We start from the raw sequence: 15,153 nt of genomic DNA on the forward strand, positions 1-15,153 counted from the left end.
TTTACTGAACGTCTTCGTCAGTGTTTCTGTAATATACTTTGTTGTCTAACCACTCTTGAACTGCTAAAGCGTGTGGCTTAGGTAATTTTTCGTAGAATTTTGAAACTTCAATTTGTTCTTTATTTTCAAAAATCTCTTCTAAACTATCGTTATACGTTGCAAACTCCTCTAATTTTTCAATTAGTTCTTTTTTAATCTCAGTGTTAATCTGATCTGCACGTCTAGAAATAATAGAAATTGCTTCATATATATTCCCTGTCGGTTCGTCAACTTTGTTTCTGTTATACGTTATTGTATTAACAGGAGCATTGATTTTTTTTAAATCCATTATATTAACTTTTAGTGCTGTAATTTTTTAATTCTTCTACTATCTCTTCGTGCATTTTACCTGCGCGATCTAAATATTGGGTTTCTGAAAACCCAGTCATTAAATCTTTATAATATCTGTCTGCAGATTCCAAACGTTCTTCTTTTTTACGTTCGATACTTCTAATTGCTAAATTAAAAGATGAATCGAATCTATAATACATAGCATCTTCTCTTAAAGAAGACCCTGGGAATTGAAACAAAAAATTATCAAACGATTTGATTGATGCTTTATAATCTGATATCGTATTGTATTGTTTTGCTATTTCGAATGCTTTGCGTTCTAATTTCCCGTCTAATTCTTGAATGAAACTGCTCGCTTCAGCTAAGTATTCAGACTTTGGAAATAAGTTTATAAATAACTGTAATTTTTCTATAGCTACTTTTGTCTCCGTCTGGTCTTTACTAAAAACAGGAGATCTCATATAATAACTCTTTGCACTTAAAAATGAAGCTTCTTCTAGCTTCTCACTTTTAGGATACGAATCTGCAAAACGCTCAAACTGATAAGAAGACGCAAAATAGTCTCTCATACCGTATTGTGTTTGTGCATACATAAACATTAATTTCTCTGCCTGAGGCTTACCGCGGTAACTTGGTACAATTTGAGAAAACAATCTATTTGCTTTAGAGAACTCACCTTCGTTATAAAGTTGTTCCCCTAATTTAAATTTTGGTCCAATGTCTGTTGCTTTTAGTGTTTGTTGATATTCACTACATGAGCTTAAAACAATAAACGCGAATAAAATGTATAAATATTTCTTCATAGTTTTTAAACAGAATGCAAAATTAAGCTATTCTAATTGATTTTAAAAATATTATTTTTTAGCTAAAATAAAGGTTGTAATTAGGTTACAATTAGCTTTAAGTATATTTTAACTTTTAGACGCTACCTTAAAAAACAAGCGTGCGCTCACTAAGTAAACACACGCAAAGTAATATCGTATTAAAGTGTTTCTACAAACGCTTTAATTTTATCTTTTAACGCTGGAGTTGCTTCTACCAAAGGCAATCTCACGTCTGCACGACATAAGCCTAAAGCTTCGTAAACCGCTTTTATTCCTGATGGATTATTTTCTTCAAAGATATAACCAATCACATCCATTAATTTAAAATGAATCGCATAAGCTTCCTTGGCTTTACCTTCTAATCCTAACTTAATCATTTTAGAAAACTGAGCAGGGAATGCTTGACCAATTACAGAAATGACACCAGAACCTCCAGCTAAAAGCACTCCTAAAACTAAATCGTCGTCTCCAGAAATGATTAAAAAATCTTCGGGTTTATCTTTTAAAAGCTTTAAATATTGACCAATATTATTACCAGCTTCTTTAACTGCAACTATATTTTTAAAATCGTTAGCTAATCTAATGGTTGTTTCCGGCAACATATTAGACGCTGTCCTTCCTGGTACATTATATAAAATGACAGAAACAGGACAAGCTTCTGAAATTGCTTTAAAATGCTGATAAACGCCTTCTTGCGTTGGCTTACTATAATAAGGTGATACCGATAAAATCGCTTCAATCCCACTTAAATCTGTAGACTTAATTTCTTCTATAACAGCAGCAGTATTATTTCCTCCAATTCCTAAAACTAATGGTAATCGTCCGTTGTTTGCTTTAGAAATGGTTTTAATTACAGCTTGTTTTTCTTCTTTAGTAACTGTTACACTTTCTCCGGTAGTTCCCATTATAACCAAATAATCGGTACCGTTTTCAATATTAAAATTAACAATATTTGTTAGTGCTTCGTGATCTATACTAAGATCTGCCTTAAAAGGTGTAACTAGAGCAACTCCAGTACCCATTAATTTACTATTCATCTTTTTAAATTCTTTTTAATAAACTTAAGTACTTTAAAAGCTCTGCTTTAAATACCTCTATCGCATCCAGATTTACATTAATAATTAAATCGTTCAACCGTTGTTCTTCTTGTAAAACCCCTATCTTAAAATCGGCTTTCGATACTGCTGTAAGCATTTTAAGATCTAAATTATCTGTAAAATAATAACTAATCAAAGCATCAAAACTCGTATTTAAGAACGCTTCTAATTCGCTATTCTTAATCTTCCCTCTCCAACCGATATCCATTGCAGAAAAACAAGAATAATCTTCACGTTCTTTAATAAGATTCGCCGTTGTAAAGGTGATTAATTGAAATTTACTAGGGTTAATATTTAAAAGTTTAGATATAGACTTTAAGGCTTCGAGGTTAGTAAATTCATCAATATTTACGATAACTCCCAAACTTTCAATAGGTTTTGAAACGTTGGAAACCGTACGATTTACTAACAATTTATTAAAATACTTTTTATTAGATTTTTCCTTAAAACCTTTTAAAATCATTTATATTTAAACTTTCGTGCAAATGTAGAAAAACTATACCCATACTTAGTAAAATTTATAAGTTTAATTATGATTTTTAAACAATTAATTATTGCCTTATCTCTCATGTTTTTGGCAAGTTGCAAAACAAACACTTTAAACTTGGCAAAAATTGAAGGCAAACAAATTCCTGTTTCCGAAGAAATAATTCCAGATCCCACAATAACTGACTTTATTAAACCGTACCATGATCACGTGGTTAAAACATTAGATAGTGTGTTGGCCTACGCTCCAGAGTCTTACTTAAAAACAAATGGAACGTACAATACTGCAATTGGAAACTTAATGGCCGATATTGTTTACGAGCAATGCAATCCCATTTTTAAATCCCGTTCTGGTTACGATATAGATTTTGTAATTCTTAATCACGGTGGTATTCGCGCCCCAATATCTAAAGGTGATATTACACTTAAAACCGCTTATGAAGTCATGCCCTTTGAAAACAGCATTGTTGTAGCCAGTATAAAAGGAAAAAATGTAAATGAAGCGATGCAGTATTTAAGTCAAGCTAAGCGACCTCATCCTGTTTCTCAATTAAAATTGGTTATAAATTCCGATTTCGATATTACTGAAGCTAAAGTAAAAGGTGAAACTATAGACGAAAACAAAACCTATTACGTGGCGACCAATGATTATTTATATAATGGAGGCGACCATATGACATTTTTTCAACCCAATGACAGTCTTTACGTTTTGAATTATAAATGGAGAAATGCGCTTATCGATTATTTTACAAAAGTAGACACGATTAAACCGGTGATAGACGATAGATTTATCCAATTAAAATAAATAAAGTGATATGAAACGTAGAGATTTTATACAACAATCTACAGTTGCAACCTCTTTAGTTGCCTTAGGAGGATTAAGCTTATCCTCTTTTACAACAGCACCTACAACTAAAAAAATCACCATTTTACACACTAACGATGTCCACAGCCACATAGATCCATTCGGTCCTAACGAAGGAGATAGAGCAAATAAAGGTGGTGTTGCAAGACGCGCAAGTTTAATAGATAAATTTCGTATAGAAAACCCAAACACATTACTTTTAGATGCTGGAGATATTTTTCAAGGCACACCTTATTTTAATTTTTATGGCGGTGAATTGGAATTTAAATTAATGAGTAAACTAAAATACGATGCTGCTACTATTGGAAATCACGATTTCGACAATGGTGTCGCTGGGTTATATGCACAATTACCACATGCAGAGTTTCCGTTTTTAATTTCTAACTACGACTTCTCGAACACCGTAATGGATACGCATACCAAGCCCTACAAGGTCTTTATAAAAGACGGAATTAAAATAGGTGTGTTTGGTTTAGGTATAGAATTAGACGGACTTGTAGATCCTGCTATGTACAAAGAAACAAAGTATTTAGATCCTGTAGAAAGCGCACAGGAAATGACACGTATTCTAAAAGAGCAAGAACACTGTGATTTAATTATTTGTTTATCCCATATGGGATATCAATATAATATTGAAGGGAAAATTAGTGATCTAAAACTTGCTGCTATTACAAAAGATATCGATTTAATTATTGGCGGACATACACATACCTTTTTAGCAAAGCCAACATTGGTAAAGAATCTTGAAGATAAAACGACTCTTGTAAATCAGGTAGGTTGTTACGGAATTAATCTAGGGAAAATAGATTTCTACTTTGACAGCAACAAAAACAAAGCCGCAGAAGGCGTGTCTATTGTGGTTTAACAAGACCTTTTCAATATTAAAATTATAAGAGCGCATTTATAGCGCTCTTTTTTTTACGCTATTCAATTTAATCGCACTTTAATCCCCCTATTGAATGGCTTTAAATGTGAGGGCTTCCTTTTTAACAGGGTAAATTGCAAAAAGATAAAAACACAAGAAACCTACAAGAATAAGTAGAAAACATATAACGTTTAAAATAACAACATCTGAAGGGTAAAAGATAGCATATTGAATAACCTCTGAAAACACTACACATAAACTCCCTACAAATAAAAGCATTGCCCTCTTGTTTTCTCTATATAGGTAATTTATAAAAGACACATTTAATAGAATTAAAACAACCAAATTGTATACAAACTCAAGTAACATTGACATCATTGTTTCTCTTAAAAGCGGATCATCCTCGGTAGGAAATTTTTCTATAATATTAGAAGTCTCTCTAAAAAAATATTCGCTAGAAAAATCATTACTCCACAAGTTATACAACACATAAGAATTTAATAGAACTAAAATTATAATGGTAAGATTAAATCTAGGCACAACCCCCTTAAAAGGGATTTTTTTTGAAACCCCATAAATTAAAAAAACATACGCGGTTATAAATAGAAGATTCGAGACATAGTAATTTAAATATTTATGTATACCACTAACACCTCCTAAAACAAAAAGATAAGCAAGGGAATACAAAACTAAAAAAGTTGTAAAATAAGGTGTTTTTCGCTTGCAAGTTATCAGATAAAAAACAGAAATAACAGGTACAACTAGAGCCATTGCTGCTTCTGAATATTCAAAAAGTGATGCATATTCTGCAACCACATATAGCACACTTAACAAAAATAATAAGATTAATAAATAATGTGTTTTTCTCATAAATTCACTAGCTTCTATCTCACAATTATAAACAACATCCGTTTTACATTTAGAATAATAATGTACAAATGTAGTATAACTTGTTAAATAAGAATAAATTATATTCTTGACACAAGAATTTTAAAACACACAACCTTCAAAGAATTTTCACCAAAATTCTTCAAGTTTCAAATAACACTGAACCAATAAATTCCTTTTTAGTTCAAATACGCAAACTTAAACCATCAATCAAAAAACTGATTTACAAATACATAACCTCTAAATATACAAATCCAGATAGTGACCCTCAATTATTTAGAATCTTAAAGTCCTTATTGGTTTCTTAAAATAAAATGTTCTGTTTGTAATAAAAGAAAGCGTAAATTATTTTATACTCCAGACTCAATTTGTAAAAAGATGTCGCTCATTTTTATGAATTTGAAGACTATTTTACTAGAAATCGTATGCCTTGGGATGGCTGTAAGTCATCAAGGTCTTCTCGAAGTAGATCTGCAGAGAATCAGCTAAAGACAGTCCTAATAGACTATTTTGCTAGCCAGTCTATGCTATATTTTAGTTATAAAGGGTATGTTGTTTGGTTGGTAAATAGAGTCCTAAAACACTTTGATTTTCATAAAACTTTCGTTAAGGACACTCATAATTTAAAGAATATTTATCTTTTAAATATCAACTTGATTTATTCACGCATAGCACTATTAAAATGGATATTCCAATGAGAAAATCAACAAAATGATAATAAGCAACCGTGTGATTTAAGAAAGTCTAGAAAAAGAATTAAAACATTATTCTCACAACTTTGTGATCAGTTCACGATTCTTAGGAATTACACCAAACCTTTTGAGGGTTTTAAAACCAGAATACTATACAAAATAACAGCAATAACTATAATTCAATTCAGCAATAAATTTCACTTTAATAGAAATATAATATGACCTAAATCTACAACGGATAATGACCACTCTAAAAAGACTAAAGACCAAACGCAGGCTTGGATTTCACCTATAAATCCTAAACCAAAAAAGATGTTATACGCCTTTAAAAGTTTGCTTTTCTACTGTGCTCCTATTAATTGCAAAAAGATAAAAGCAAAGAAATCCTGCAAGAATTAAGAGATAACAGATAATATTTAATTCAACCACTTCTGAAGGATAATAGATAGCATATTGAATGACCTCTGAAAACACGACGCATAATGTACCGATAAATAAAAGGGAAGCCCTCTTATTTTCTCTATATAAATAATTTATAAAAGATACATTCAATAGAATTAAAATAACCAAATTGTATGAGAACTCTAAAATAAGAGATATTATACTTTGTTGAGAAGGAGCAACATCTTGCTCTTTAACAGTTTCTAAAGCATCAGATGTTACCCTAAAAAAATAATCTCTAGAAAAATCATCGCTAAATAAAGCATATAACACATAAGAATTTAATAGCAATAGTATAATAATTGTAAAACTAAATCTAGGCACAACGCCTCTATAAGGAATGCCTTTTAAAACTCCAAAAATCAAAAACACATACGCTATTATATAGAAGACGTTACTTAAATAATAATTTAGGTCTTGATGTATATCCTTAGTATCTACAAAGACTAAAAGATAAGCAAGAGAGTACAGGACTAAAAAGCTCGTAAAATAGAGCCTTTTATGCTCACAGGTAATCAGGTAAAAAACAGAAATAACAGGTACAACTAGGGCTGTTGCTGCTTCTGAATATTCAAAAAGTGACGCATACTCTGCAACCACATATAATACACTTAACAAAAATAATAGTATTAATAAATAATGTATTTTTCTCATAAATTTACTAGCTTCTATCTCACAAATACAAACAACAGCCGTTGTACATATATAGTGATAATGTACAAATGTAGTGCAACCTGTTAAATAAGAATACATTTTATTCAGGACACAATGATTTTAGAACACATAACGCTCAAACAATTTTCACCAAAATTCTTCAAGTATTAAATAGCATTGAACCAATAAATTCCTTTTTAGTTTACATACGCAAACCTAAATTATCAGACAAAGCATTGATTTATAAAAACCTAACCTTTGAATTTATGGGTATAGATAGCGAATCTCAATTATTTAGAATCTTAAAGTCCATATTGGTTTCTTAAAATAAAATGTTCTGATTATAATAAAAGGAAGCGTAAATTATTTTATACTGAAGACAAAACGCAGACTTGGATATTAACAATAAGTCCTAAACCAAAAAAAGATATTATACCTCCTTAAAAGTTTGATCTTCCATTTTGATGCTTTGAATTGCAAAAAGATAAAAGCACAGAAATCCGACAAGCATCAATAAATAGCACACGATATTTAATATAACCACATCTGAAGGATAATAGATAGCATATTGAATTAGTTCTGAAAACACGACACATAGTGTGCCGATAAATAAAAGAGAAGCTTTCTTATTTTCTCTATATAAATAATTTATAAAAGAGACATTTAATAGAACTAAAATAACCAAATTGTAAGAAAACTCTAAAATAATAGATACTATACTTTCTTCCAAAGGAACACTAGCTTCCTCTTTAACAGTGACCAATGTATCAGAGGTTACTCTAAAGAAATAATCTCTAGAAGTTTCCCAATTTAATAATGTAAATAGCACATAAGAATTTAATAGCAATAGTATAATAATTGTAAGATTAAAGCGAGGTACAACACCTTTAAAAGGAATATCTTTTAATACTTCAAAAATTAAAAACATATAGGCTGATATATACAGGATATTACCCAAATAGTAATGAAAATGTTCATACACACTACTAATATCTACAAAAATTAAAAGATGAGCCAGAGAATACAAAACTAAAAAGCTAGTAAAATAAGGCATTTTATTTTCGCCAGTAATCAGGTAAAAGACAGAAATAACGGGTATAGTTAGTGCCGCTACCGCTTCAGAATAAGCAAAAAGAGAAGCATATTCCGTAACCACATATAACACACTTAATAACAATAATAGTAATAATAAAAAATGTATTTTTCTCATAAATCCATTAACTTCAACTTTACAAATATAAGCATCATGTCTCTTTGTTTGCAAGTATAGCTAATACTCAACTAATTATTAGTAAATTATACAACTTTTAATAGTGAAAGAAAATCATTCTCCGATAAAATTTCAATACCAAGCTCCTCTGCTTTCGTACGTTTGCTTGGTCCCATTTTGTCTCCAGCAATAACAAAAGTTGTTTTAGAAGAAATTGAACTTCCTACTTTTCCGCCATTGTCTTCAATCATTTTTTTAAGATCATTACGAGACACGGTTGTAAAGACTCCCGAAACCACAAATATCTTTCCAGCTAACGAGTCAGACTGATTAGCTAATGCTTCTTCCGAAATTTCTAAAGTAACACCGAAACCTTTTAACCTATCAATAATATTTTGATTTTGTTCTGATTGAAAAAACTCCACAACACTCTTTGCTATCTTTATTCCAATTTCATCAACATTTACTAAAACTTCTTCTGTAGCTTCTGCAATCTTATCGATGAATTTAAAATGCTTTACAAGTTTTTTAGCAACCGTTTCTCCAACATATCGAATTCCCAATGCATACAAGACACGCTCAAAAGGGACTTGTTTAGACTGCTCAATACCCTTAATTAAATTATCTGCACTTTTCTCTGCCATACGTTCTAATGGCAAAACATCTTCTTTTTTTAATTCGAATAAATCTGAATAATTATGAATTAATCCTGCATGTACCAATAATGCTACCGTTTCTCCTCCCAAACCATCAATATCCATTGCTTTTCTTGAAATAAAGTGCTGAATTCTACCAATAATTTGTGGTTTACATCCGTTATAATTCGGACAATAATGCTGTGCTTCTCCTTCTTGTCTCACCAATTCTGTTTGACATTCTGGACAATGCGTAATATAGGCTGTAGGTTTAGAATCTGCTGGACGTTGTGTTAGATCGACTGCAATAATTTTAGGGATAATTTCCCCTCCTTTTTCTACAAACACCTCATCACCTTCACGTATATCTAATTTCGCTATCTGATCGGCGTTATGCAAAGACGCACGTTTAACCGTGGTTCCTGCTAATTCTACAGGCTCTAAATTGGCTACAGGTGTTATCGCTCCTGTACGCCCTACTTGATATGTAATTTCGTTTAATCGTGTAGATACTTGCTCGGCTTTAAACTTATAAGCAATTGCCCAACGTGGTGCTTTCGCGGTATATCCCAGCTCGTCTTGATGCTGAAAACTGTTCACTTTTATTACAACACCATCCGTTTCGTAAGGTAAATCGTGTCTATGTACATCCCAATATTCTATAAATTCGAAAACACCATCTATAGAATCTACTAGCTTAGCTACATTTGGCACTTTAAACCCCCAGCTTCTCGCTTGATCTAAACTTTCTTTTTGTGACTGAATATTTAAATTTCGGCCAATTATATTATAAAGTAAACATTCTAACGGACGCTTAGCAACTTCACTACTGTCTTGTAATTTTAAACTTCCTGAAGCTGTATTTCTCGGATTTCGATAAGGCTCCTCGCCAATTTCAATCCGATCTTCGTTCATTTTATTGAAACCGTCAAAAGGCAACACGATTTCTCCACGAATATCGAATTTCTCAGGAAAATCACCTTTTAATTGTAATGGTACCGATTTTATAGTCTTGATATTTGCTGTCACCTCATCCCCTTGTACACCATCGCCACGCGTTACTGCTTTAGTCAGTTTTCCATTTTCATAAGTTAAACTTATGGAAGCCCCATCGTATTTTAATTCACAAGTATAAAACACATCGCCATCGACCATTTTTTTAACGCGTTGTTCCCAAGCCAATAAATCGTCTTTGGAATACGAATTATCTAAAGAATACATACGATAATCATGAACTACGGTATTAAAGTTTTTGGTTATTGTACCTCCCACTCGATGGGTAGGCGAATTAACATCAAAAAACTCAGGGTGTTTAGCTTCTAGGTCTTGAAGTGTTTTAAGTTTCATATCGAACTCAAAATCACTAATATCACTTTCGTCTAAAACGTAATATTTATAATTATAATCGTTTAATTGGTCTCTTAATTGCTGAATCTGTGTTTCAATCGTCATACTTACAATCTGTCTTTATTTAACCATTTAGGAGCTGGTAAAGGCTTATAATTATTCATTTTTTCTAACAATCCGACTACAGTATCATCAACTACAACGGCATCTAAAATCTCTTGTTTCAAAAACCCACGTTCCACCATGGTTTTAAAATACGCTATTAAATGATCGAAAAAACCATTAATATTTAAAATACCTATAGGTTTTATATGAAGTCCTAATTGTCCCCAAGTCGCAATTTCAAAAAACTCATCCATTGTACCAAAGCCTCCAGGAAGGACCATAAACCCATCAGATTTTTCATACATGATTACCTTTCGCGAGTGCATATTATCGGTTACTATTAATTCCGATAGCTCAGGATGTACAATTTCCTTAGTTTCTAAAAACCCTGGAATAATCCCTAACACATCACCTTCATAATCTAAAACACCACGAGCTACCTCGCCCATAATTCCGATTTTAGCGGCACCATAAACTAAAGTAATTTCGCGCTCGGCCAAGCCTTTACCTAAGTGATAGGCTTCAGATTTAATTTTCGAATCGGTTCCTTCGCTCGAACCACAAAAAACAGCTATAGATTTCATATCTTTTTTATGCCTTTAATCATTCTATTTCTTTTAAACATATCTTTTCTCAGTTCCACTGCCTTAAAATGATGTTCTATTAATAAGGCCACCATTTCTTCTCCTAAAAACTCATTGATTTCGAAGAATAACAGACCGCCTTCTACCAAATTAATTTTTGCAAATTCTGAAATTACTTTATAGAATTTTAGCGGATCGTGATCTTCTACAAATAAAGCCTGATGTGGTTCATGATTTAGCACATTCGCTTTCATTTGAAGTTTTTCTTGTTCACGCACATACGGCGGATTAGAGATAATAATATCAAATGGTAACGAGAAATCTGAAACTAAAGTTGGATCGACATTCAAAATGTCGGCCTGAATAAAATTAACTGTTACGTTATTTAATTCCGCATTGTGTTTTGCAACACCTATGGCATCTTCAGAAATATCGACTCCAAAAACATTAGCGTTTTCAAAGTGTTTTGCTACCGCAATAGCAATGCAACCACTCCCCGTCCCGATATCTAAAATACGTAACGGTTCTTTAATTTTATCTAATCCCGATTCTATAATCCACGCCACTAATTCTTCGGTTTCTGGTCTAGGAATTAACACTGCATTATTCACCTGAAATTCCAAACCAAAAAACTCAGTCGATTTTAATACATACTGAATAGGTTCATGTTTCTTTAAGGATTCTAAAGCCTCTAAAACAGGAATCGCATCTGCTTCCGAAATACGATATTCAGGTTCCAAAGCAAGCGTAATGCGTTTGAAGTTGAAATAATAATCGCAAATCATAAAAAAGAAATGGTCTACTTCTGGTTTTTCATAGTCAGCATCTAATGCCTCGTGAAATGTATTTTGAATATCTTTTAGTCTCATAAATCTTTTATCATCCAAATCGTACACGAATAATGTCCTGTATCGCCCATTGGTCCGTCGATATATTCAAATCCCGATTTCTCGTATAAGCGCATCGCCGATTTCATATAAGGTAGTGTTTCGATATAGCACCGTTTAAATCCTAAATCTCTAGCTTTTTGCAAACAGGTATCCATCATAGCTTTTCCTGCTCCTTGACCTCTAGCTTCCTCTAAAAAGTACATTTTTTGCAATTCGCAAATATCATCTTCTCCTTTTAGAGGCCCAATTCCAGCTCCACCAATAATTTTTTCATCAGTATCGACCACAAAATACTCAGAATTTTCAGTATTGTAGGTTTCAGACATATCATCTAAAGCCTTGTCTTCGTAGGCCGTTCCAACTTTAGGCACACCAAACTCAATCAATACGGTACGAATTAGCGCTGCGACTTGCTGATTATCTTTTGTTTGAATTTCTCTTATCACGAAATGGGTCATCCTCGTTTTTAATCTTATTTTTGTGCCGTGAAGATACATGAAAAATACATAAATCGCTGTATAGAAATTGCCAAAAACGGACTTGGAACTACACGACCAAACCCAATGGTAGGCTGTGTAATTGTAGTTAACAACACCATTATTGGCGAAGGATTTACAAGCCCTTACGGCGGACCTCATGCCGAAGTAAATGCGATTCAATCGGTTACAGATACATCGCTTTTAAAACAAGCTACTTTATATGTTACTTTAGAACCGTGTTCTCATTTTGGAAAAACGCCACCTTGTAGCGACCTCATTATAAAACATAATATTCCAAAAGTGGTAATTGGTACTATAGACGATAATTCGTTAGTTGCTGGACAAGGGATAAAAAAATTAAAAAACTCGGGATGCGACGTTACTGTTGGTATTTTGGAAGCTGAATGCAAAGCACATCACAAACGTTTCTTTACGTTTCACAATAAAAAAAGGCCATATATTATTTTAAAATGGGCAGAATCTGCCGATGGCTTCCTATCTCCAAAAACTAAAGACGAGCAAAAACCGGTATGGATTACAAATATGTATTCTAGGCAATTGGTACATAAATGGCGCGCCGAAGAGCAAGCCATTTTAGTTGGAGGCAATACCGTTTTACAAGACAACCCAAGTCTAACCATTCGAGACTGGACCGGTTTACACCCCACACGAATTGTAATCGATACACATAATAATTTACCTGATAATTTGGCCGTTTTTAACACAACGGCTAAAACCATACGGTTGACAGATGCAGAACTAGACACCTCACAACCTCTAGCATCTCAAATTTGCGAACGTTTACATGAATACAATATAACGTCTGTAATAATTGAAGGCGGAAGCAAAACACTTCAAACTTTTATAGATGAAAATCTCTGGGATGAAGCTCGCGTCTTTTACGGCACAAATCAGTTTTTAGAAGGCACAAAAGCACCTTATATAAATGGAAGCTTACTGTCTGAAACAAAAATATTAAACGATACTTTAAAATATTACACCAATGATTAAAACAATAATATTCGATTTTGGCGATGTATTTATCAACTTAGATAAAGTCGGTGCTCTTGAAAATGCTTTACTTAATTTTAAACTAGACAGCATTCCAGAAGACTTAACCCATATTAATAGTCTATATGAAATGGGCCTGATGGATACCTCTGAGTTTGTAGAGTTTTACGAATCGTCTTTTCCAGATGTAAAGTCTGATAAAATTCTAGAAATATGGAACTCTATCTTAAAAGATTTCCCACATCATCGATTAGAATTTTTAAAATCACTTTCTGAAAGCAAGAAATACAAATTGATACTATTAAGCAACACCAACGATTTACATATCGAGTTTGTAAAAAGTTATGTTCCGTTTTTCAATGAATTTGAAAGTTACTTCGATGTGTTCTACTTATCACACGAAATCAATCTAAGAAAACCAAATGCTGATATCTACGAATTTGTTTTAAAGCAAAACAACCTAGTAGCTTCTGAAACGTTATTTGTGGACGACTTAACCGAAAACACTTCTGCTGCAGAGAAACTAGGCATCCACACTTGGAATATCGATCCAGAAACAGAAGATGTTACTACGTTATTTGAAACTAAGAAAGAACTATTTAGCTAATATTTGGAAGTACTAGACACATACAAAACCATTTTAAAACCATCTGAAGAAACACTGTTCAAAGAAAAGAACAGTAAGTTTTTTGGATATGCGTTTCCTGTTAAAACAGAAGATGACGTAAAAGGGCACCTGGAAACCATAAAAAAGCAACATCATTCTGCAAGGCATTGGTGTTATGCATATCAAATAGGAACAGAAACCATTGCTTATCGGGCAAACGACGATGGCGAACCTAACAATTCTGCGGGAATGCCTATTTATGGACAAATTCAATCTTTCGATGTCACCAACGTTTTAATAATTGTTGTCCGTTATTTCGGAGGCGTTAAATTAGGCGTTGGCGGATTGATTGGCGCTTACAGAACTTCTGCCCAATTAAGTTTGGAGGCTTCAAAAATTGTAGAACGCACCATTAATATAGAATACCTTATTGTTTTCGATTATAAAAACATGAATAAGGTAATGCGAACGATTAAAGAGAAAAATTTAAATGTTATAGATCAGAAATTAGAACTCCATTGTGAGCTTACAATTTCTGTTAGAAAAAAAGATGCTGAAACTGTTTTTAATAGTTTCAGCATTCTTTATGAAGTTGAAATTAAAGAACTGTAAGGTTATTCAGGTATAAGATCTAATATATATTTCGGACATTTCATTGGTCGCTTTGTCTCCATATTAATAAAAGCCAAAACAGTGTTCGCTAAAACTAATATTTCGCCTTTTTGATTTGTAATTTCGAAGTCAAAATCGATCTTTACAGTAGGGTTCTTTTTTAGTATGGTTTTTACTTTAATTACCTCATCATAAAAAGCTGATTTTTTGTAGTTTAAAGACATTGAAATCACAGGTAACATAACACCTTGGTCCTCCATTTCTTTATAAGACACTCCTAACGAGCGTAACCACTCAGTCCGCGCCATTTCTAGATATAACGCATAATTACCATGATGTACAACTCCCATCTGATCCGTTTCACCATATCGCACTCTTATTTCTATTTCGTCAATTATCATAATAAAATTTGATTATTTTTTCGTACATTATAAAGCAGGTTAAACATGAGGAAAAAAATCTTAAAATTCAATAGCTGAGCATTTTTTTTTTAAGATATTTGTTCACATATTTGTCAAACCAAAAAACGAG

The 15,153-nt window shown here is 32.5% G+C and carries 17 protein-coding genes; 5 read left to right on the forward strand and 12 right to left on the reverse strand.

From position 1 onward, the window contains the following. Position 1 precedes the first annotated feature (1 nt). The 4 genes from ACFFVB_RS14415 to ACFFVB_RS14430 all read right to left on the reverse strand — a co-directional run bounded on the left by ACFFVB_RS14415 (position 2) and on the right by ACFFVB_RS14430 (position 2,714). Positions 2–328: a DNA-directed RNA polymerase subunit omega gene (locus tag ACFFVB_RS14415; RefSeq protein ID WP_038530833.1), complete on the reverse strand. Its 327-nt coding sequence runs from the start codon at positions 326–328 to the stop codon at positions 2–4. 4 nt (positions 329–332) lie between these two features. Then, entirely contained in the window at positions 333–1,133 is an 801-nt protein-coding gene (locus ACFFVB_RS14420; RefSeq protein ID WP_382383799.1) for an outer membrane protein assembly factor BamD, read from the reverse strand. Between the two features lie 179 nt (positions 1,134–1,312). After that, the gene (dapA, locus tag ACFFVB_RS14425; protein ID WP_382383801.1) at positions 1,313–2,191 is read right to left on the reverse strand and encodes a 4-hydroxy-tetrahydrodipicolinate synthase; all 879 of its coding nucleotides are present in this window, start codon (positions 2,189–2,191) and stop codon (positions 1,313–1,315) included. A gap of 4 nt (positions 2,192–2,195) precedes the next feature. After that, positions 2,196–2,714, reverse strand: a complete 519-nt coding sequence (locus ACFFVB_RS14430) for a DUF6913 domain-containing protein (protein ID WP_382383802.1) — start codon at positions 2,712–2,714, stop codon at positions 2,196–2,198. A 69-nt stretch (positions 2,715–2,783) separates the two neighbouring features. Here ACFFVB_RS14430 and ACFFVB_RS14435 point away from each other — a divergent pair, with 69 nt between their 5' ends. Continuing rightward, positions 2,784–3,542 carry a 5'-nucleotidase C-terminal domain-containing protein gene (locus tag ACFFVB_RS14435; RefSeq protein ID WP_382383804.1) on the forward strand — a complete coding sequence of 253 codons (759 nt, stop codon included), beginning with the start codon at positions 2,784–2,786 and terminating at the stop codon, positions 3,540–3,542. Positions 3,543–3,552: 10 nt separating this feature from the next. Next, positions 3,553–4,467 carry a bifunctional metallophosphatase/5'-nucleotidase gene (locus ACFFVB_RS14440; protein ID WP_382383806.1) on the forward strand — a complete coding sequence of 305 codons (915 nt, stop codon included), beginning with the start codon at positions 3,553–3,555 and terminating at the stop codon, positions 4,465–4,467. Positions 4,468–4,554: 87 nt separating this feature from the next. Here ACFFVB_RS14440 and ACFFVB_RS14445 read toward each other — a convergent pair whose 3' ends face one another. From ACFFVB_RS14445 to ACFFVB_RS14475, 7 genes are all read right to left on the reverse strand, one after another. Next, positions 4,555–5,337 carry a hypothetical protein gene (locus ACFFVB_RS14445; protein WP_382383808.1) on the reverse strand — a complete coding sequence of 261 codons (783 nt, stop codon included), beginning with the start codon at positions 5,335–5,337 and terminating at the stop codon, positions 4,555–4,557. A gap of 1,025 nt (positions 5,338–6,362) precedes the next feature. Further along, on the reverse strand, positions 6,363–7,142 hold the full coding sequence (locus ACFFVB_RS14450; RefSeq protein WP_382383810.1) for a hypothetical protein: 780 nt from the start codon (positions 7,140–7,142) through the stop codon (positions 6,363–6,365). 430 nt (positions 7,143–7,572) lie between these two features. Beyond that, positions 7,573–8,352: a hypothetical protein gene (locus tag ACFFVB_RS14455; RefSeq protein WP_382383812.1), complete on the reverse strand. Its 780-nt coding sequence runs from the start codon at positions 8,350–8,352 to the stop codon at positions 7,573–7,575. Positions 8,353–8,438: 86 nt separating this feature from the next. Further along, on the reverse strand, positions 8,439–10,439 hold the full coding sequence (gene ligA / locus ACFFVB_RS14460) for an NAD-dependent DNA ligase LigA (protein ID WP_382383813.1): 2,001 nt from the start codon (positions 10,437–10,439) through the stop codon (positions 8,439–8,441). A gap of 2 nt (positions 10,440–10,441) precedes the next feature. Beyond that, complete coding sequence (locus tag ACFFVB_RS14465; protein ID WP_382383814.1) at positions 10,442–11,023, reverse strand: LOG family protein; 582 nt, start codon at positions 11,021–11,023, stop codon at positions 10,442–10,444. Beyond that, positions 11,020–11,892, reverse strand: a complete 873-nt coding sequence (prmC, locus tag ACFFVB_RS14470) for a peptide chain release factor N(5)-glutamine methyltransferase (protein WP_382383816.1) — start codon at positions 11,890–11,892, stop codon at positions 11,020–11,022. Before prmC ends, ACFFVB_RS14465 begins: the two co-directional genes overlap by 4 nt. Then, positions 11,889–12,371 (reverse strand): GNAT family N-acetyltransferase, encoded by a 483-nt coding sequence (locus tag ACFFVB_RS14475; RefSeq protein WP_382383817.1) that lies wholly within the window; start codon positions 12,369–12,371, stop codon positions 11,889–11,891. The genes prmC and ACFFVB_RS14475 overlap by 4 nt, the downstream gene beginning before the upstream one ends. A 27-nt stretch (positions 12,372–12,398) precedes the next feature. Here ACFFVB_RS14475 and ribD point away from each other — a divergent pair, with 27 nt between their 5' ends. The 3 genes from ribD to ACFFVB_RS14490 are packed head-to-tail and all read left to right on the forward strand — an operon-like array spanning position 12,399 to position 14,622. Beyond that, complete coding sequence (gene ribD, locus ACFFVB_RS14480; protein ID WP_382383818.1) at positions 12,399–13,403, forward strand: bifunctional diaminohydroxyphosphoribosylaminopyrimidine deaminase/5-amino-6-(5-phosphoribosylamino)uracil reductase RibD; 1,005 nt, start codon at positions 12,399–12,401, stop codon at positions 13,401–13,403. Beyond that, positions 13,396–14,010 (forward strand): HAD family hydrolase, encoded by a 615-nt coding sequence (locus ACFFVB_RS14485; protein WP_382383820.1) that lies wholly within the window; start codon positions 13,396–13,398, stop codon positions 14,008–14,010. The genes ribD and ACFFVB_RS14485 overlap by 8 nt, the downstream gene beginning before the upstream one ends. A gap of 3 nt (positions 14,011–14,013) precedes the next feature. Then, positions 14,014–14,622 carry an IMPACT family protein gene (locus tag ACFFVB_RS14490; protein WP_382383822.1) on the forward strand — a complete coding sequence of 203 codons (609 nt, stop codon included), beginning with the start codon at positions 14,014–14,016 and terminating at the stop codon, positions 14,620–14,622. A 2-nt stretch (positions 14,623–14,624) separates the two neighbouring features. Here ACFFVB_RS14490 and ACFFVB_RS14495 read toward each other — a convergent pair whose 3' ends face one another. Beyond that, a complete protein-coding gene (locus tag ACFFVB_RS14495) occupies positions 14,625–15,023 on the reverse strand; it encodes an acyl-CoA thioesterase (RefSeq protein WP_382383823.1) in 399 nt (132 codons plus the stop codon). Between the last annotated feature and the right edge of the window lie 130 nt (positions 15,024–15,153).

Source organism: Formosa undariae (genome assembly GCF_042427615.1).
In the GTDB taxonomy this organism is placed as follows: domain Bacteria; phylum Bacteroidota; class Bacteroidia; order Flavobacteriales; family Flavobacteriaceae; genus Formosa; species Formosa undariae.